17 protein-coding genes are annotated in these 17,102 nt (G+C 73.2%); 6 read left to right on the top strand and 11 right to left on the bottom strand.

What is annotated here, in order from left to right:
* Positions 1-4 precede the first annotated feature (4 nt).
* Positions 5-667, top strand: coding sequence for a TetR/AcrR family transcriptional regulator (locus ACZ60J_RS32850; RefSeq protein WP_469687505.1), 663 nt, complete (start codon positions 5-7; stop codon positions 665-667).
* Here the strand turns inward: ACZ60J_RS32850 and ACZ60J_RS32845 are convergent.
* The 6 genes from ACZ60J_RS32845 to ACZ60J_RS32820 all read right to left on the bottom strand — a co-directional run bounded on the left by ACZ60J_RS32845 (position 609) and on the right by ACZ60J_RS32820 (position 6,243).
* Positions 609-1,160: a hypothetical protein gene (locus ACZ60J_RS32845; protein ID WP_469687503.1), complete on the bottom strand. Its 552-nt coding sequence runs from the start codon at positions 1,158-1,160 to the stop codon at positions 609-611. The genes ACZ60J_RS32850 and ACZ60J_RS32845 overlap by 59 nt on opposite strands.
* 34 nt (positions 1,161-1,194) lie before the next feature.
* Positions 1,195-2,895: an acyl-CoA mutase large subunit family protein gene (locus ACZ60J_RS32840; protein WP_469687501.1), complete on the bottom strand. Its 1,701-nt coding sequence runs from the start codon at positions 2,893-2,895 to the stop codon at positions 1,195-1,197.
* A gap of 99 nt (positions 2,896-2,994) precedes the next feature.
* A complete protein-coding gene (locus ACZ60J_RS32835) occupies positions 2,995-3,324 on the bottom strand; it encodes a DUF3817 domain-containing protein (RefSeq protein ID WP_469687499.1) in 330 nt (109 codons plus the stop codon).
* A 61-nt stretch (positions 3,325-3,385) separates the two neighbouring features.
* Complete coding sequence (locus ACZ60J_RS32830) at positions 3,386-4,423, bottom strand: MBL fold metallo-hydrolase (protein ID WP_469687498.1); 1,038 nt, start codon at positions 4,421-4,423, stop codon at positions 3,386-3,388.
* A 98-nt stretch (positions 4,424-4,521) separates the two neighbouring features.
* Complete coding sequence (locus tag ACZ60J_RS32825) at positions 4,522-5,031, bottom strand: MarR family winged helix-turn-helix transcriptional regulator (protein ID WP_469687496.1); 510 nt, start codon at positions 5,029-5,031, stop codon at positions 4,522-4,524.
* A 21-nt stretch (positions 5,032-5,052) separates the two neighbouring features.
* On the bottom strand, positions 5,053-6,243 hold the full coding sequence (locus ACZ60J_RS32820; RefSeq protein WP_469687494.1) for an MFS transporter: 1,191 nt from the start codon (positions 6,241-6,243) through the stop codon (positions 5,053-5,055).
* Between the two features lie 934 nt (positions 6,244-7,177).
* Between ACZ60J_RS32820 and ACZ60J_RS32815 the strand changes: the two genes are divergently transcribed.
* Both ACZ60J_RS32815 and ACZ60J_RS32810 read left to right on the top strand, forming a co-directional pair.
* Positions 7,178-8,176 carry an ArsR/SmtB family transcription factor gene (locus tag ACZ60J_RS32815; RefSeq protein ID WP_469687492.1) on the top strand — a complete coding sequence of 333 codons (999 nt, stop codon included), beginning with the start codon at positions 7,178-7,180 and terminating at the stop codon, positions 8,174-8,176.
* Positions 8,177-8,423: 247 nt separating this feature from the next.
* On the top strand, positions 8,424-9,449 hold the full coding sequence (locus ACZ60J_RS32810) for a glycoside hydrolase family 6 protein (protein WP_469687490.1): 1,026 nt from the start codon (positions 8,424-8,426) through the stop codon (positions 9,447-9,449).
* A 33-nt stretch (positions 9,450-9,482) separates the two neighbouring features.
* On the opposite strand, the gene glxA is transcribed toward ACZ60J_RS32810, so the two are convergent.
* From glxA to ACZ60J_RS32785, 5 genes are all read right to left on the bottom strand, one after another.
* Positions 9,483-11,501, bottom strand: a complete 2,019-nt coding sequence (glxA, locus tag ACZ60J_RS32805; protein ID WP_469687488.1) for a radical copper oxidase GlxA — start codon at positions 11,499-11,501, stop codon at positions 9,483-9,485.
* Between the two features lie 3 nt (positions 11,502-11,504).
* Positions 11,505-13,268: a glycosyltransferase family 2 protein gene (locus ACZ60J_RS32800; protein WP_469687487.1), complete on the bottom strand. Its 1,764-nt coding sequence runs from the start codon at positions 13,266-13,268 to the stop codon at positions 11,505-11,507.
* Positions 13,269-13,393: 125 nt separating this feature from the next.
* Entirely contained in the window at positions 13,394-14,047 is a 654-nt protein-coding gene (locus ACZ60J_RS32795; protein WP_469687485.1) for a C39 family peptidase, read from the bottom strand.
* A 90-nt stretch (positions 14,048-14,137) separates the two neighbouring features.
* Positions 14,138-14,434, bottom strand: a complete 297-nt coding sequence (locus ACZ60J_RS32790; RefSeq protein ID WP_383952579.1) for an MTH1187 family thiamine-binding protein — start codon at positions 14,432-14,434, stop codon at positions 14,138-14,140.
* Positions 14,431-14,775, bottom strand: a complete 345-nt coding sequence (locus ACZ60J_RS32785) for a DUF3817 domain-containing protein (protein WP_469687483.1) — start codon at positions 14,773-14,775, stop codon at positions 14,431-14,433. Before ACZ60J_RS32785 ends, ACZ60J_RS32790 begins: the two co-directional genes overlap by 4 nt.
* 170 nt (positions 14,776-14,945) lie before the next feature.
* Between ACZ60J_RS32785 and ACZ60J_RS32780 the strand changes: the two genes are divergently transcribed.
* Genes ACZ60J_RS32780 through ACZ60J_RS32770 form a run of 3 tightly spaced genes read left to right on the top strand, consistent with a single transcriptional unit; the run spans position 14,946 to position 17,049 of the window.
* Positions 14,946-15,584: an AIM24 family protein gene (locus ACZ60J_RS32780; protein WP_469687481.1), complete on the top strand. Its 639-nt coding sequence runs from the start codon at positions 14,946-14,948 to the stop codon at positions 15,582-15,584.
* Positions 15,584-16,234 carry an AIM24 family protein gene (locus ACZ60J_RS32775; protein WP_399376866.1) on the top strand — a complete coding sequence of 217 codons (651 nt, stop codon included), beginning with the start codon at positions 15,584-15,586 and terminating at the stop codon, positions 16,232-16,234. The genes ACZ60J_RS32780 and ACZ60J_RS32775 overlap by 1 nt, the downstream gene beginning before the upstream one ends.
* An 11-nt stretch (positions 16,235-16,245) precedes the next feature.
* On the top strand, positions 16,246-17,049 hold the full coding sequence (locus ACZ60J_RS32770) for an AIM24 family protein (protein ID WP_469687673.1): 804 nt from the start codon (positions 16,246-16,248) through the stop codon (positions 17,047-17,049).
* Positions 17,050-17,102: the final 53 nt, after the last annotated feature.

Genomic DNA, 17,102 nt, shown 5'->3' with positions numbered 1-17,102 from the left:
GGCCATGCGCAACCCCAGCTCGGACACCTCCTGCCCGCGCGGCCGCACCGGACGCCCGCGCAGCGCCGCGGCGGACGCCGCGATCCTCGCCGCGACCCGGGACGCACTGGTGGAGCTGGGCTGGTCGAAGCTGACGATGGGGGACGTCTCGGCGCGGGCCGGGGTCGCGAAGACCACCCTGTACCGGCGCTGGTCGGGCAAGAGCGAGCTGGTCGTGGACGCCGTCGCGGAGCTCTTCGACTCCCTCGAACTCCCCGACCGGGGATCGCTCGAAGCCGACATCGAGTACGTGGTGCTCCAGTTCGCGGCGCTGCTGCGGCGCCCGGAGGCCCGTACCGCCCTCATGGCGGTGGTCGCCGAGTCCACCCGGGACGAGGCCCTCAGGGACCGGATCCGGTCGGCGATCGTGGACCGGCAGAAACGTCTCGTCGTACTGGGGCGCGAACGGGCGCAGGCCCGGGGCGAACTCCCCTACGAGGAGGACGACTCCCTCGCCTCCCCCACCACGGACCTGATCTTCGACGTGATCGCGGGCACGGTGGTCCACCGGGCGCTCGTGAGCTCCGAGCCGGTGGACGAGCTGTGGGTGGCCACCTTCACGGCCCTGCTCATGTACGGCCTCCAGGGTTCCGCCGCCGGCCCTTCCGGCCCCGTACCGATGGTGTGACCACGGCGGGCCGGCCGCCGTCCGACAGGGGCAGGAAGTCCTCGCACCAGGCCGGCGCCGAAGCGATCAGCGCCTCCGAGCGCGGATTGTGGCCCGGCCAGGGCCTCGGGCGCCCCGGCCAGTCGGCCCAGCGCAGGCTGTCGGCCTCCTCGGGCGGCAGCAGGCCGGAGGCGACCAGGGCCGCCCGGCCCGCTTCGAGCCCGGCGAGCCGGTAGCCGTACTCCGAGGAGTCCACCTCGTGGACCCGGGCGTCGGTGAGCAGCACCGAGGCCGCGACCCCGTCGAGGCCGCGCACGATGCCCGCCCGCACGCAGGAGGCGTACACCTCGGGCAGCCGGCGGTCCGCCGGCACGGCGTTCAGGACCTCCGTCAGCCCGTCCCGGCCGGGCGGCTCGAAGTCGGCGGCGATGTACGCGTACGGCCCGCAGCCGGTCTGCATGAGCACGCGGACGGTCACCCCGGGCACGGGGACGGGAAGGCGGCGGCCGGTCATGGCCGCCACCTTAGGGGTCGCGGGCGACGGGGCGTCAGAAGCCCGGCGGCTCCGTGTACGTGCCCCACTCGTCCCGCAGCAGGTTGCAGATCTCGCCCATCGTGGCCTCGGCGCGCACCGCGTCCAGCATCGCCGGGATCATGTTCGATCCGTCGCGGGCGGCGGCCAGCATGGCGTCCAGCGCCGACTTCACCTTCGCGTCGTCCCGGGCGGCCTTGCGCTCCGCGAGCTCGCGGACCTGGACCTTCTCCACCTCGTGGCTGACCCGCAGGATCTCCAGGTCCCCGGTGACCGAGCCGTGGTGCACGTTGACGCCCACGACCCGCTTGTCGCCCTTCTCCACCGAGCGCTGGTACTGGAAGGCCGACTCGGCGATCTCCCCGGTGAACCAGCCGTCCTCGATGCCCCGCAGGATGCCCGAGGTGATCGGGCCGATCGGGTGCTGCCCGTTCGGGTGGGCGCGCAGCCCGCGCTCCTTGATCTGCTCGAAGATCTTCTCGGCGTCGGCCTCGATGCGGTCGGTGAGCTGCTCGACGAACCAGGAGCCGCCCAGCGGGTCGGCCACGTTGGCCACGCCCGTCTCCTCCATCAGCACCTGCTGCGTGCGCAGGGCGATCTCGGCGGCCTGCTCGCTCGGCAGCGCGAGGGTCTCGTCGAGGGCGTTGGTGTGGAGGGAGTTCGTGCCGCCGAGGACGGCCGCGAGGGCCTCCACGGCGGTGCGCACGACGTTGTTGTAGGGCTGCTGGGCGGTGAGGGAGACCCCGGCCGTCTGGGTGTGGAAGCGCAGCCACATGGCCTTCTCGGACTTCGCCCCGTACACCTCCTTCATCCAGCGGGCCCAGATCCGGCGGGCGGCGCGGAACTTGGCGATCTCCTCGAAGAAGTCGAGGTGCGCGTCGAAGAAGAAGGAGAGCCCGGACGCGAAGTGGTCCACGTCCAGCCCGCGCGAGAGGCCGAGCTCCACGTACCCGAAGCCGTCGGCGAGGGTGTACGCGAGCTCCTGCGCGGCCGTGGCCCCGGCCTCGCGGATGTGGTAGCCGGAGACGGAGAGCGGCTTGTAGGCGGGGATGCCGTTCGCGCAGTACTCCATGAGGTCGCCGATGAGGCGCAGGTGCGGCTCGGGTTCGAAGAGCCACTCCTTCTGGGCGATGTACTCCTTGAAGATGTCGGTCTGCAGCGTCCCGTTGAGGACGGCCGGGTCGACGCCCTGCCGCTCGGCGGCCACCAGGTACATGCAGAAGGCCGGGACGGCCGGGCCGCTGATCGTCATGGAGGTGGTCACGTCGCCGAGCGGGATGTCCTTGAAGAGGACCTCCATGTCGGCGGCCGAGTCGATGGCCACCCCGCAGTGGCCGACCTCGCCGAGCGCGCGGGGGTCGTCGGAGTCGCGCCCCATCAGGGTGGGCATGTCGAAGGCGACGGAGAGCCCGCCGCCGCCGGCGGCCAGGATCATCTTGTAGCGCTCGTTGGTCTGCTCGGCGTTGCCGAACCCGGCGAACTGCCTGATGGTCCAGGTCCGCCCCCGGTAGCCGGTGGCGTGCAGGCCGCGGGTGTACGGGTACTCCCCCGGCCAGCCGATGCGCTCGAAGCCCTCGTACGAGTCGCCGGGCCGCGGGCCGTAGACGGGATCGACGGGGTCGCCGGAGAGCGTGGTGAAATCGGCCTCGCGCGTGCGGGCCTTGTCGTACCGGGCCTGCCAGCGACGGCGGCCTTCCTCAATGGCGTCAGCGTCCATGCCTCCGAATTTACTAGGACGTCCTAGTAAATGTCGATGGCAAACCCCCGGGGAGTCACCCCGGGGGTCGGTGGATCACCGCGGGTGGATCACCCGGGGTCAGACGCGGGCGGCCGCCGGATCGCCGGCGACCAGGGGCTCGACCTCGGCGCGGATCCCCCGCTCCACGAAGAACGCGGCGAGCGGGATGGTGCCGGAGACCAGGACCCAGAGGAGCTTGCCGAACGGCCACTTGGCCTTGGAGCCCAGGTCGAAGGCGAACACCAGGTAGATCATGAACAGCACACCGTGCGCCTGCGAGACCGCGAAGGTCAGGTCGGCGCCGGTGTCGAAGCCGTACTTCGCCACCATGCAGGCACAGAGGATGAGGAGCATGACCGCGGTCACGTAGGCCATGACGCGGTAGCGGGTCAGCACGCTTCGTTTCATGCCGTCGAGCCTAGCCGTCCGGTTTGCACGATCTTGACGGGGGCCGGGTTCGGGCGGCCGGCTACGGGTCCTGAGGCGCCGTACGTGACCAGGGCGCGCCGGCGGCGCCGGACTCGGGGCTCAGCCCCAGCTGGCGGAGCTGGTTGACGGCCGACATGGCGGTGAACAGCGTGTTCGCGTTGGCTCCGCCGACGCCCAGGTCCGCCATGGCCTGCCCGTAGCGGGCGGCGAACCCGCCCGGGTCGACCCGGGCGCCCTCCCCGACCAGCGCGAACGCCGCCTCCCCCAGTGCGGCGGCCTGTTCCAGCAGGCCCTCCAGGTGCGCCACCGCTTCGGCTCCGCGGCGCACGGCGAAGGTGTGCCCGTCGGTGAGGAACTCCACCGCCCCCGCCTCGCAGAGGACGGCCGCGGAGCCCAGCACCGTCTGGATCTTGAGCTGGTCGGCGTCGGCCATGGCGCCGCAGGGCCCGTTGTCCTCGTCGGACAGGTGCAGCACCCCGGAGTCCCGCAGGTGCACGATCACGTGCCCGGCGCAGTGCCCCTGGCTGCGCAGCACGCGGACCGCGCCGTCGGCGAAGGTCCAGCCGACGAACCGGAGCGGGCCGATCCTGATCCGCTCCGGCGGCCGTTCCTCGTAGGTCCGGGTCGTCTCGCCGAAGGGCCGCATCGGCTGGAAGAGCGAGACCACCCGGGCCGCGGTTCCTGCGGGGTCGGTCAGGCCCGCGGGCCCCGCGACGCCGTCGAAGGCCCGCACCCAGTAGCCCACCGGGTCCCGCATCTGGGCCACGTCGGGGGCGGGGACGCAGTGCTCCGCCGGTACGCCCAGACCGTCGGCCAGGTCGTTGTTGCCGACGTGGTCGAGGTGGCCGTGCGTGGTCAGCACCAGCGCCCGGGACCAGGGCCCGACCCGGCCGGCCGCCTCCAGCAGCGCCGTGCGGAAGGCCTCCGTGACCCCCGTGTCGACGAGCACCAGGGTGTCGCCGGCCCGGTGCACCAGGGCGTTGGCCACGTCCGGCTGTCCGCGGCCGAGGTCCAGTTCCTGCCCGAGGACCAGTACGGTCCGGTCGTCGATCTCGATCAGGTCACCGAGTGCGGTCATCGGCCCTCCGCGGTCCCGTCCGGGTCCACCCCTGCCGAGCGTACGCCGCCGCCGCGGGCGCCGCCCCCGCGGGCGCCGCGGCCCGGATCAGGCGGCGGTCAGCGCTCCTCGAAGTCGGCCGCGGCCACCCGGAGCGGGCGCAGCAGCGCGAAGATCTCCCCGCACTCCTCGGCGTCGTAGGCGCCCAGCCCGAAGTCGATCGCCATCAGCGCCTTCGTGGCCGCCTCGACCACCTCGCGGCCCTTGTCCGTGACCGACGCGAGCGTGCCGCGCCCGTCGTTGGGGTTGGGGCGGCGGGCGACGAGCCCCGACTTCACGAGCCGGTCCACGGTGTTCGTCACCGACGTCGGATGCACCATCAGCCGCTCGCCGATCTTCGACATCGGCAGTTCCCCGGCCTTGGAGAAGGTCAGCAGCACCAGCGCCTCGTAGCGCGCGAAGGTCAGGCCGTACGGCTTGACGACCGCGTCGACCTCGCCGAGCAGGATCTGGTGCGCCCTCATGATCGAGGTGATCGCGGCCATCGAGGGCACGGGACCCCAGCGCTGCTGCCAGAGCTCGTCGGCGCGGGCGATCGGGTCGAAGGGAAGGCTGAGCGGTTTCGGCACGCACCAGACCCTACCGGGCGGTCATTTGGCTGCGGGAACCGTCTCACTCCTCGGCCCGGCAGGCCCCGGAGCCGTCCGGCGCACCTCGGCCAGCAGCACCAGGACGACCCCGGTGCCGAGCACCGCCGCCGACGCGACGACCACGTGGACGGGCAGGAACTCCGCCGCGACCCCGGCGAGCGCCATGCCGACGCCCTGAAGGGTCATCAGCCCGGTGCTGAGCAGGGTCATCGCCCGGCCGCGCAGCTCCTCCGGTACCGCCTCGACGTACCACTGGTCGAGGCCGAGAGTGTACGCGTGGGCCAGCCCGGCCAGCACCAGCGCGCCCCACAGGAGCGGCAGGCCGGGCCGGACGGCGTACGCGAGCAGCGGCAGCAGCGAGACGGCCGCGAGCCGGGCCGTGATCCGCGAACGCGTTCGGGCGGTGAGCGCCGAGCCCGCCCACACCTCCCCGGCGATGGCCCCGACGGGCATCGCGCACATCAGCAGCCCGAGCCCGGCGGTGGAGGCGCCGAGGCCGGTGGCGTACGGGGTCAGCAGCGCCTCGGGCACGACCACGAAGAGCGGCGGCAGCCAGGACAGCAGGGTGAGGGCCCGCAGCCGGCGGTGTCCCAGCACGGCGCGCAGCCCGGCGACCGGGGAAACCCGGTCCGGCGTCCGCCCGCTGCCCGCACTGCGGGCGGGCCGGGCGCGGGTGCCCAGGCGCAGCAGGGCCGCGGAACCGAGGAACCCGGCGGCCGTGAGCAGGATGGCCCCGCGCGGGGCCAGCACGGTGAGCAGCAGGCCGCCGAGCCCGAAGCCGATGAGCTGGGCGCTCTGCGCCACCATGCGCAGCAGCGAGCGGCCCAGGACGTACGCGTCGCCGGCGCCGAGGACGTCGGCGAGGGAGGCGCTGCGGGTGCCCTGGAACAGCGGCGCGACGAAGGCCATCGCGCAGCGCAGTACGAGGAGCAGCGCCACCGGGGTACCGGGCGCGGCCATGGCCGCCGCGCAGGCCGCGCAGACGAGGTCGCAGCCGACGAGCACCCGGCGGGCGGGCAGCCGGTCGGCCAGCGGCGCGAGGAGGGTGCCGCCGAGGGCGTACGGGAGGAACCCGAGGGCGAAGGTGAGCGCGCTCAGCAGCGGAGACCCGGTGGCCCGGTAGACGAGGACGGTGAGAGCGATCTCGGCGATGACGACACCGAGCACGGACAACAGATGCGCGGCGAACACGGGCCGAAACTCCCGAACCCGAAACACCCCCCGATACCCGGACCCACCCCCTCCCGACACGGAACCCTGCCCGGAGCCGGCCGCCCCGGGCACGGCCCCCTCCCGGGAAACGCCCGCCCCGGGCACGGGACCCTCCTGGGAGACGCCCGTTCCTTGCACGGAGCCCTGACCGGTCGCGACGGTCCCCGGCACGGAGTCCTGACCGGAAGCGACGGTCCCCGGCACGGGCCCCTGCCCAGAGCCGACCGTCCCCGGCACGAGGACCTCCTGGGAGACGCCCGTTCCGGGCGCGAGGCCCTGCCCGGAGCCGACGGGTCCCGGCACGGAGCCCTGCCCGAGGACGGCGGCTTCCGGGGTGGGCGGGTCTGTGGTGGTCATACGGAGGAGCTTGCTGGCGCCTAGGCTGGCCCTCCAGAGATTCGTCCCCATCCGAATCACCGGCCCTCCGTCGCAACGCATCCAGCGCCTGCGGCAGGGCCCGGCCCACTCCGAGGGCGTCCGCCCGGGCGACCGTCCACTGGGGGGCGCGGTCCCTCAGGGGGCCGTCCCCCGGGCTCTCCGTCGCAACGCAGCCAGCACCTGTGGCAGGGCCCGGCCCACTCCGGAGGCCGTCCCCCGGGGCGACCATCCCCCAGGGCGGCCATCCGCCGGGGGCGGTCCCTCGGGGGCCGTCCGCCGGGGCCGTCCGCCGGAGGGCCGCTCCTCGGGCGGTGTCCGCCCGGAGAGGCGGTCCCTTGGGGCGGTCCGCCCAGGGGCCCTCCCTCGGGGGCCCGCGGGGCCCGTCCGCACCCAGGCGGGCCGTCCGCCGGGGGCCCTCGGGGGCGTCACCGGAAGGGCCGTCCCCGAGGGCGGTCCCCCGGGGGGGCTCCCCTGAGGGGCCGGCCGCCCGGGCGCGGGCCGTCTCGACCGACCCGTTCCACCCCCGGAGGGACCCGTGCCGTTCCACTTCCGCTTCGGCGCCGCCGACCTGCTGCGCTGCCGGTTCTCGATCTCGCCCCGCTGGGAGACCCAGGAGGCCGTACGGGTCCTGCTGGACCGGCGCCGCCACGCGTACCACCTGCCCTGGCTCCGCGGGATCCGCGCAGCGGCCGCCGGGCTGGACCTGCGGCCGCTGTGGCTGCTGATGCCGCGCGCGGGACACAATCCGGACTTCCTCAGCCCGCCGCCGACGGGCCCGTCGGTCACCTTCGAGGAGGAGCTCGCCCGGGTCCGGGCCGCCGATCCGCAGGAGGCCCGGGAGGACCTGCGGCGCTCCCTGGTCTGCACCCCGGGCGCACTGGAGAGCGCGGTCGGGCAGCGGATGCTGGCGGACCCGGAGCGGGCGGTCCAGGAGCTGGCCGACCTCTACGAGCAGGCCTGGCGGACCCTGGTCGCCCCCCACTGGCCCCGGCTGCGCGCCCTGCTGGAGGCGGACGTCCTGTTCCACTCCCGGCGGCTGGCCGCGGGCGGGCTGGAGGCCCTCTTCGACGGCCTCCACCCGGATCTGAGCTGGTCGGGGAAGACCCTCAGCATCGCCCGCCGGGGCCACCACGACCGCTCCCTCGACGGCCAGGGCCTCCTCCTCATGCCGAGCGCCTTCGTCTGGCCGGAGGTGGTGGGCGGCTACGACCCGCCGTGGCAGCCCACCCTGGTGTACCCGGCCCGCGGCATCGGCGCCCTGTGGACGGCCCCGGCCGGCCCGGCCCCGCAGGCCCTGGCACGGCTCCTCGGCCGCGCCCGCGCCGACGTCCTGTGCGCCCTGACCGAACCGGCCTCGACCACCGCCCTGGCCCACCGCCTCTCCCTGGCCCCCTCGACCGTGTCCGCCCACCTCAAGACCCTCCACCAGGCGGGCCTCCTCATCCCCTCCCGCCACGGCCACCAGATCCTCTACGAACGCACCCCCCTGGCCATCGCCCTGACCGGAGGCTCGGAACCCACCCCGCCGGAGTGATCCGCCCCCACAGGGGCAAACCCAGCCCCGCCGGCGTCTGAGGCGCCGGCGCCGGGGGCGGGGCCCCGAGGGGTCCGGGCGGAGCACGGGGAACGGGGGAAGGGCGGGTCGGGGACGGCCCCGCGCAGCGGACCGTCCGCCCCCACCCGGCCGCACTCGGCGGTGTCGCGCTCCGCCCCGACTGCCCGTTATGTCACGATGACCCGGCCCGCAGCCGCCGCCCGCCCCTTCGCCCCGAGGAAGCCGGATGCCAGCCCCCCGCAGCCGCCCCCGCCCCCACCCCCTCCTCACCGCGGCCCTCGCCCTGACGGCGGCAGCCGCCTGCACGCCCGCCCCCACCGCCCAGCCGGAATCCGCACCGCCCCACCACCCGGCCGGGGTCGGCCTGGTCGACGAGTCCCCGTTCTGGGTGGATCCGCAGAGCGACGCCGCCCGCCAGGTCGCCGCCTGGGAGGCGCAGGGCCGCAACAGCGACGCCCAGGTGCTGCGCCGCATCGCGGACCGGCCGATGGCCCTGTGGGGCCCGGCCGGCGACCCCGGCCCGGAGATCCGCCGGGCCAGGGCGAGCGCCCGTGCGGCCGGCCGCACGCTGGTCCTCGTTGCGTACAACATCCCGTACCGGGACTGCGGGCAGCACTCGGCGGGCGGCGCCCGGGACGCCGCCGCGTACCGGAGCTGGATCGGCGCCTTCGCCGACAACATCGCCGATGCGAAGGCCCTGGTCGTCCTGGAGCCGGACGCGGTCCCGCACCTCGTGGACGGCTGCACCGAGGCCGGCCACCGCGACGAGCGGCTGCAGCTGCTCTCCGAGGCCGTCGACCGGCTCAAGCGCAACAAGAACACCAAGGTCTACCTGGACGCCGGGAACCCGGCGTGGATCCCGGACCCGAAGAAGCTGGTCGGTCCCCTCTACAAGGCGGGTCTGGACCACGCCGACGGCTTCTCCCTCAACGTCTCCAACTTCCAGCCCAGCCCGGCCGGCCGCGAGTACGGCGCCGCCCTCTCCAAGGCCACCAAGGGCAAGCACTTCGTCATCGACACCAGCCGCAACGGCGACGGCCCGCTCCAGGGCGACCGCAGCCAGGCCTGGTGCAACCCGCCGGGCCGGGCGCTGGGCACGCCGCCGACGGACGGGACGGGCGACCCGCTCGTGGACGCGTACCTCTGGGTCAAGCGGCCGGGCGAATCGGACGGCACCTGCCGCGGCGGCCCGCCGGCCGGGAAGTGGTGGCCGGACTACGCCCTGGGCCTGGCCCGCCGCGCCACCGACTAGCGCGGCCCGGCCCGGCGCCACCCGACCCCGGCCCTACTCGCTCAGCCAGCCGTCCCGCGAGGCCGCCGACGGCGGCTCCGCGGCCGCCTCCGGAGCCGGCCGCACCCGGATCCACTTCGCCACCGACGGGGTCCCGTCCGCGCCGGTCACGAACAGCATGTACCAGCCGGGCGGCACCAGCGTCGGGTCCGCCGGCACGGTGACCGTCACCGTGCCGGCGGTCTTCTCCAGCCCGAGCTCGATCGAGCGCTGCTCCACGTCGGTGGTGTGCGTGACCGCGCTCGGCCGCATCAGCCGGGCCCGCTGGATCCGCTCCGCCTGGGGTGCCCGGAAGGTGGCGCGGCCCCCGGGCCCGACCTCCTCGGGCCCCTCGCCCAGGACCGGCCGCAGCGCCGGGTCCCGGTGCAGGTACGGCGGGCTGTACACCTCCAGCCGGTGTTCGAACCTGCCCAGCCTGGTGTTGTCCTTGTCCGCGAAGAGCGGGTCGGAGCCGAAGGTCGCCACCCGCCCGTCGGGCAGCAGCAGCGCCTCGGAGTGGTAGTTGCGCCCGACCTTCGGGGCCGCGGCGGCGACGAAGGTGTCGGTGCGCGGGTAGTAGAACTGCGCCTTGCGGATGTCGCTGGCGCCCCGGCCGCGGTAGTCGGCGGAGCCTCCCGTGGTGAAGACGGAGTCGTCGGGCAGCAGCACGCTGCTGAGGTAGCGGACCCCTTGCGGGAGCCGGGCCGTCGACCGGAAGACCGGCACCTCCGCCTTGAGGTCCACGACCGCCGTGCGGTCCGTGGACAGCCTGGACTCGCCGACTCCGCCGCCGCCGAGCACCATCACCTTCTGGTCCTGGGCCGGGGGGAGCAGCACGGACGAGGAGGTCTCCAGCTGGTCGGGGTCGGCGAGTCCGCCGACCTTGCGGTACTGGTTCGTCGCCAGGTCCCACACGCCCGGCTCGCGGCCCTTGCTCTTGGGCCCGTAGCCCGCGTTGGAGCCGGTGTAGAGGAGTTTGCCGCCCTGGGTGAGGAAGAGGGCGGGGTAGGTGGGGAAGTAGCGGAAGGGCCCCTTGGACCACTTCTTGGTCTTCGGGTCGTAGTACTCGTTGTCGCCGGGTACGACGTCGCCCACGTCGTTGAGCCCGGACACGGCCAGCACCCGCCCGTCCTGGAGGCCCACCAGGGTCGGGTACCAGCGGGCGTCCCTCATCGGGTCGACCGGTACGTACTTCTCCGCCACGGGGTCGAACTCGTAGGCGGACCTGATGCCCTGGAAGTCCTGCTTGCCGGCGCTGAGCCGCTCCGCGAGCCCGTAGACGTCGGCGGCGTCCTTGCCGGTGAGCCCGGCCACGGTGTACTGGGCGGCCTGGGTCGTCAGCCCCGCGGCGCCCTCCCGGACCGCTTCCACGAAGACGCGGGCCTCGGCCGCGACCACCTCGGTCTTCCACGGCATCATCTGCCCGCCGCGCCCGTAGGCGATCTCGAACCGCCGGGTGGCCTTGGGGACGGTGACGGGGAACTTCGACACGTACTCGACTCCGGAGGGGGACCGGAAGACGGTGCCCTTCGGCAGGCTGACCGCCTTGTCGGGGCTCTCGTTCTTGACCCGCATGCCGCCGCCGGCCCGGGTGACCTTCCCGCCGAGCACCTCGTAGCGCGCGGTCCCGCCGGCCACCAGGAGCTGCCCGTCGGGGAGTTGGGCGTGGCCCGAGCAGAAGAAGTCCTCCGGGGTCGGGATCTTCTTGAAGCTGTCGTCCTTCGGGTCCCACAGGACGGTGGAGAAGGTGCCCTTGTCGAAGTTGCGCTGGTCGTTGCCGGAGCCGGCGATCAGCAGCACCTTGCCGGTGCGCAGCAGCGCCGCGTGCATGGCGTTGATCCGGTACTCCTCGGGGAGCCCGACGAGCCCCCAGGAGCCGTACTGGAGGCGGTAGCCGGCCCTGCCGATCTTGTACGCGTGGTAGCGGTCCCCGGCGAAGGAGAGCGCGGCGGGCGCGTTGAGCGCGAGCAGCAGGGCGACGGCTGCGGCGCCCAGGGCCGTCTTCTTGAACTGCTTCGAAGGCCGGTACGGCATGGTTCAGTTCCCTCCCGCCGTCTGTGCGAGCGCCTGCTCCGGCTCCCCACCCGGTTCGGGGCCGCCGCCGGGCGCGGTCCGGGCCGTCCGGGCGCGCAGCTCCGTCAGCGCCCAGACGGCCGGCGGGGCGAGGGTGACGGCCAGGGCGAGCACCGCCCAGACGCGCATGGCCGCGTGGGTGTGCTCGTAGCGCACGGAGGCGGCGAGGGAGACGAGGAGGACGGCGGCCCAGAAGAGGTGGATGCGGAAGGTGGCGAGCCGGTCGGGGCTGGCGCCGCCGCCCTTGGGGGTGACGACGAAGCGGCCCCGGGTGCGCAGCGCCGCCGAGCCGAGCGACCTCAGGTAGACCGGCGCGCAGACGGCCGACATGGCCATGCCGGCGAGCCCGCCGGAGCCCTCCGGCTCGTGGGGGGAGACGTTGTGGCGGCGGTTCCACAGGTACAGCCCGACCTGGAGGGCGGCGGCGTCGGTGTACAGCATCAGCCAGACCTCGGAGGAGACCTGGGTGCCGGAGGCCCCGAACCACAGGAACAGCACGCAGCTGAGGACGCCGAGGAGCCAGTTGACGGCGGTCATGGGGTAGTAGACGAGCATCAGGGTGTAGTTGAGCCAGCGGCCCGGGGGCATCCGGAAGCAGCCGCGCCAGTACTGCCGCAGGAGGGTTTCGTACGTCCCCCTCGACCAGCGCAGCTGCTGCGTGAACAGGTCGGTCCAGGTGCTCGGCCCCTCCCCCACGGCGAGCACGTCGGGGGTGTACACGGACCGCCAGAACCGCCCCGTGCCCGGGTTCCTGCTCCGGTGCAGCTCGAAGCCGGTGGCCATGTCCTCGGTGAGGGAGTCGTGGAGCCCGCCGACCTGCCGCAGCGCGCTGATCCGGACGGCGTTGTTGGTGCCGACGAACATGGGGGCGCCGTAGCGGTTTCCCGCGCGCTGGATCAGCGCGTGGAAGAGGTACTGCTGCGACTCGGCGGCCTTGGTGACCGGGGAGGTGTAGTTGCCGTAGACCTGCGGGCCGACGACGAAGGCGACGTCGGGGTCGCGGAAGAAGCCGAGCATCCGCTCCAGGTACTGCGGGAGCGGCACGTGGTCGGTGTCCACGGAGGCGAGGTAGTCGTAGTCCGCGCCGTGCCGGGCGAGCCAGGAGTTGTAGTTGCCGTGCTTGGTCCTCGCCCGGTGGGCGCCCGCGGCGGTGTTCCACTCGGGGACGCCCTTGCGGGTGAAGTGGCGCACGCCGAGCGCGGCGCACAGCTCCCTGGCCGCGGGGTCGTCGCCCTCGTCGAGGAGCCAGACGTCGAGCGGCCCGTCGTGCCGGACGGCCACGGCCCCGCGCAGGGTGGCGGCCGCCATGGAGAGCGGTTCCTTGCCCGGGACGTAGGTGGTGAGGAAGGCGACGCGGGTGCCGGGCTCGGCGGGGACGGGGACGGGGTCCCGGGCGGCCATCGTGGCGTGGGCGATCGAGACCACGTTGACCACCATGAAGAGCATGATCAGGGCGACGGATCCGAGCATCACGGCGTCGAGCCGGACGAGCCAGCCCGCGGCGCCCTCCCGGACGGTGTGGTGCGTGGGCCAGACGAGGTAGAGCAGCAGCCCGGCGGCGGCGACGGGGGCGAGCGTCATGAGCGCGAGGGCCCGTATTCGGGTCCGGAGGTCCTCGCGCGCGAGGAGGGAGCGGTACCTCACGCGGTAGGCGACGGCGGGATCCGGCTCTTCACAGGGGCCGGCCAGCCGGCTGTGGGTCTCGTAGTCGAAGGTCTCCTGCCGCACGGTTCCTCCAGCGCTCGAAACCGAGGTACGTATCCCCACGAAAGGGGAGATACCTCAGGCTGTCGAACGGGATGCACCCGACCGGGCGGTTCTGCTGCGCGCCCTCCCTCACGGACCCGAACGGGTCAGCGGCCCGGCTGCGGCGACGGGGAGCCGGCCTGCCGGCCGCCGATCAGGATGCCGCGTCCGGCGTAAAACCGGTCCAGGTCGGCCCAGGGGACGCGCGCGTACTGCTGGGAGCCGTCGGGGAAGCCGGAGGGATTGTGCACCAGGACGGCCTCGTCGGTGGCCCCGACGGCGAGCACCAGGTGCCCGCCCCGGGCCTCCACCTCGGGGGCCAGGCCACGGATCGACCAGTGCACCGACAGCATCGCCAGACCGCCCGCGGCGAGCGTGTCCCGCACGGCCCGGTGGTCCAGTACGGGCACCGAGCGGGCGTCCAGGCCCCAGCGGGCGTTCACGTACTCGGCGAACGGCCGGTAGATCAGCCCCTGTACGGCGTCCCCGTCCCGTACGTACGCCCCGGCCGCGCAGAGCTCCTTCACCAGCTCCACGGACGGCGGCACCGGGAGCCCCAGGCTCCCCAGCACCATCCGCAGGCAGGCCACTCCGCACATGCGGGGCGCCCAGAAGGCGTACTCCCCGGGCGACTCCGCACCGGACCCGGCCCACAGCGGATCCCGCGCCGCGTCCGCCCCCGAGACGAACCCGGGCACCAGCGCGGCGGACTCCCACTGGGAGTAGTACGGGACGGCGTGCTTGATCATGGCGGTGCTCATACGCCCGAAGTCTGCCAGGGCCGGCCACGGCGGGACGTGTGAGCCGACGGGTCCCGCGGGACGCGTGAGCCGACCGGTCCCGCGGTTCGGTCAGCCCCCGGCGAGGTGGCGTTCGACCGTTTCCATCTTCGACGTCATGCCGTCCGTGACGCCGGGGCGGATGTCGGCCTTGAGGATGAAGGAGACCCGGGGGGCGCGCGCCTCCACGGCGGCCACCGCGCGCTTGACCACGTCCATCACCTCGTCCCACTCGCCCTCGATGGTGGTGAACATGGCGTCCGTGTGGTTGGGCAGCCCCGAGGCGCGCACGACGCGGACCGCGTCGGCCACGTACTCGCCGACCTCTTCGCCGACGCCCAGCGGGGTCACCGAGAACGCGATCATCATGCGCGGGCCGCCTCACGGGCGCGGGCGGCGAGCACGCCGGCCGACTCGTCCCGCTTGAGCACGCGGTCGCCGTAGAGCCCGCCGAAGGGGATGAGCGACAGCAGGAAGAACAGGGCGACCTTCTTCAGGGGCCACTTCGCCTTGAACCACACGTCCAGCAGGAACACGCCGTAGATGACGAACAGGATCCCGTGGAGGACGCCGAGCGGCATCATCAGGTAGTCGATGTCCGAGATCCGGCTCAGCACCGAGCCGAAGATCAGCAGCGCCGGGAACGAGAGCGCCTCCGGTACGGAGATGAGGCGCAGCCGGTGCAGGGCGGAAGCGGTCTTGATGTCCACGTGGAACCTTCGGGGTGGATGCCGGGGGTCCGTCCCAGTGTCTCAGCCGCCCCGGGCGATCTTGGCGGGGGGCCCGGCTCCGGCCGGACCGGGGCGGACCGTGCCGAACCGTGACGGATATCGGCCAACGGGCCCTGTTCGGTGCCGCCCGCTGCCGATAACGTCTTCCCGTGGCTCAGTTCCGACTCCAAGGCAGCAAGGTGCTCGCCGTCGACCTGACCGGGGACGCCGTGAAAGCGAAGAACGGCTCCATGGTCGCGTACGACGGCCAGATGGCCTTCAAGAAGATGACCGGCGGCGGCGAAGGCCTCCGCGGAATGGTGACCCGGCGGCTCACCGGCGAGCAGATGACCGTGATGGAAGTGCAGGGGCACGGCACCTGCTTCTTCGCCGACCGGGCGAGCGAGATCAATCTGGTCAACCTGCGCGGCGAGAAGCTGTACGTCGAGTCCAGCAACCTGCTGTGCACCGACGCCGGCCTGCGCACCGGCACCACCTTCACCGGCCTGCGGGGTGCGAGCACGGGCAACGGCCTGTTCACCACCACCGTCGAGGGCAGCGGCCAGGCGGCGATCATGTCCGACGGCCCGGCGGTGGTGCTGCGCGTCAGCTCCCAGTACCCGCTCTCCGTCGACCCGGGCGCGTACATCGCGCACACCGGGAACCTCCAGCAGTCCTTCCAGTCCGGTGTGAACTTCCGCACGCTGATAGGCGAGGGCTCCGGCGAGGCGTTCCAGATCCGCTTCGAGGGCGAGGGCCTGGTGTACGTGCAGCCCAGCGAGCGCAACACCATCGGGGGCGACGTCTGATGCCGTTCCGCGAGATCAACTCGAAGATGGTCGAGGCCCAGGTCGTACCGGGGCAGAAGATGTACAGCCAGCGCGGCGCGATGCTCGCCTACCGGGGCGAGGTCTCCTTCACCCCGAGCCTGACCGGCGGCCAGGGCGGCGTGATGGGCATGATCGGACGCCGCGTGGCGAACGAGCAGACCCCGCTGATGGAGGTCGAGGGCAGCGGCACCGTGATGTTCGGCCACGGCGGCCACCACATCCAGGTGATCAGCCTCACCGGCGAGACGCTCTACGTGGAGGCCGACCGGCTGCTCGCCTTCGACGGCACCCTGCAGCAGGGCACGATGTTCATGGGCGCGCAGGGCGGGGTCATGGGCATGGTGCGCGGCCAGGTGACGGGCCAGGGCCTGTTCACCACCACGCTCAAGGGCCACGGCTCGGTGGCCGTGATGGCCCACGGCGGGGTCATCGAGCTGCCGATCCACCCGAACCGCCCGGTCCACGTGGACCCGCAGGCGTACGTCGCCCACCACGGCGAGGTCCGCAACAAGCTGTCCACGGCGCTCGGCTGGCGGGACATGGTCGGACGCGGCTCGGGCGAGGCGTTCCAGCTGGAACTGTCCGGCCAGGGCGCGGTGTACGTACAGGCCTCGGAGGAAAAACTGTGAACTTTGGTCCCGTGACCGGCGGACCGGGAGGTCCGACCGTCTTCGACCCGTACACCCTGCCGTCCGACGACAACGTCAACGCCTACACCTTCTGCGTGGAGCTCAAGGGGAGCCAGTGGTTCCTGCAGAAGGGCAAGATGATCGCCTACTACGGGCGCATCGAGTTCAACGGCATCGGCCACGGCCGCTTCGACCGGCTGCTGCGCACCAGCTTCCACTCGCCGCTGCACGCGAGCGACTGGGTGGTGGCCGAGGGCCAGGGCAAGATGCTGCTGGCCGACCGGGCCTTCGACGTGAACTCGTACGACCTGGACAATGGCAACCTGACCATCCGGTCGGGCAACCTGCTCGCCTACCAGCCCTCGCTCGCGCTGAAGCAGTCGATCGTCCCGGGCTTCCTCACGCTGATCGGGACCGGGAAGTTCGTGGCCGCCTCCAGCGGTCCGGTGGTGTTCATGGAGCCGCCGCTGCGGGTGGATCCGCAGGCGCTGGTGGGGTGGGCGGACTGCCCCTCCCCCTGCCACCACTACGACCACGGGTACATGTCGGGCGTGATCGGCGGGCTGCGCTCGCTGACGGGCATCGGGGGCTCCTCGGGCGAGGAGCACCAGTTCGAGTTCGTGGGTGCCGGTACGGTGCTTCTCCAGTCCTCGGAGATGCTGATGCCGGAGCAGGCGATCGGGGCCGTGGGCGCCGGGGCGGCCACGGGCCAGGCGCAGGGCGTTCCCGGCCAGGGACAGGGTCCGCTGGGGCAGCTCGGCGTACCGCGGATGCCGGGGCAGCTGGGTGATCTCCAGCGGCGCTTCGGGCTGTAGGCACCCCTGTGTCTCGCAGTATTTTTGTACGTAATTCAACTTCTTAGGTAGAG

Source organism: Streptomyces sp. NPDC104226, from assembly GCF_055584085.1.
This window is presented reverse-complemented; position numbering and strand designations above follow the sequence as displayed.

Excerpts from the sequence above, each read along its gene's own strand:
- ACZ60J_RS32830 (WP_469687498.1), bottom strand. The coding sequence starts at position 4,423 with ATGACCGCACTCGGTGACCTGATCGAGATCGACGACCGGACCGTACTG.
- ACZ60J_RS32790 (WP_383952579.1), bottom strand. The coding sequence starts at position 14,434 with ATGATGATCGCGTTCTCGGTGACCCCGCTGGGCGTCGGCGAAGAGGTC.
- glxA (WP_469687488.1), bottom strand. The coding sequence starts at position 11,501 with ATGCCGTACCGGCCTTCGAAGCAGTTCAAGAAGACGGCCCTGGGCGCC.
- ACZ60J_RS32795 (WP_469687485.1), bottom strand. The coding sequence starts at position 14,047 with ATGAGCACCGCCATGATCAAGCACGCCGTCCCGTACTACTCCCAGTGG.
- ACZ60J_RS32775 (WP_399376866.1), top strand. The coding sequence starts at position 15,584 with ATGCCGTTCCGCGAGATCAACTCGAAGATGGTCGAGGCCCAGGTCGTA.
- ACZ60J_RS32850 (WP_469687505.1), top strand. The coding sequence starts at position 5 with ATGCGCAACCCCAGCTCGGACACCTCCTGCCCGCGCGGCCGCACCGGA.
- ACZ60J_RS32835 (WP_469687499.1), bottom strand. The coding sequence starts at position 3,324 with ATGAAACGAAGCGTGCTGACCCGCTACCGCGTCATGGCCTACGTGACC.
- ACZ60J_RS32845 (WP_469687503.1), bottom strand. The coding sequence starts at position 1,160 with ATGACCGGCCGCCGCCTTCCCGTCCCCGTGCCCGGGGTGACCGTCCGC.
- ACZ60J_RS32810 (WP_469687490.1), top strand. The coding sequence starts at position 8,424 with ATGCCAGCCCCCCGCAGCCGCCCCCGCCCCCACCCCCTCCTCACCGCG.
- ACZ60J_RS32840 (WP_469687501.1), bottom strand. The coding sequence starts at position 2,895 with ATGGACGCTGACGCCATTGAGGAAGGCCGCCGTCGCTGGCAGGCCCGG.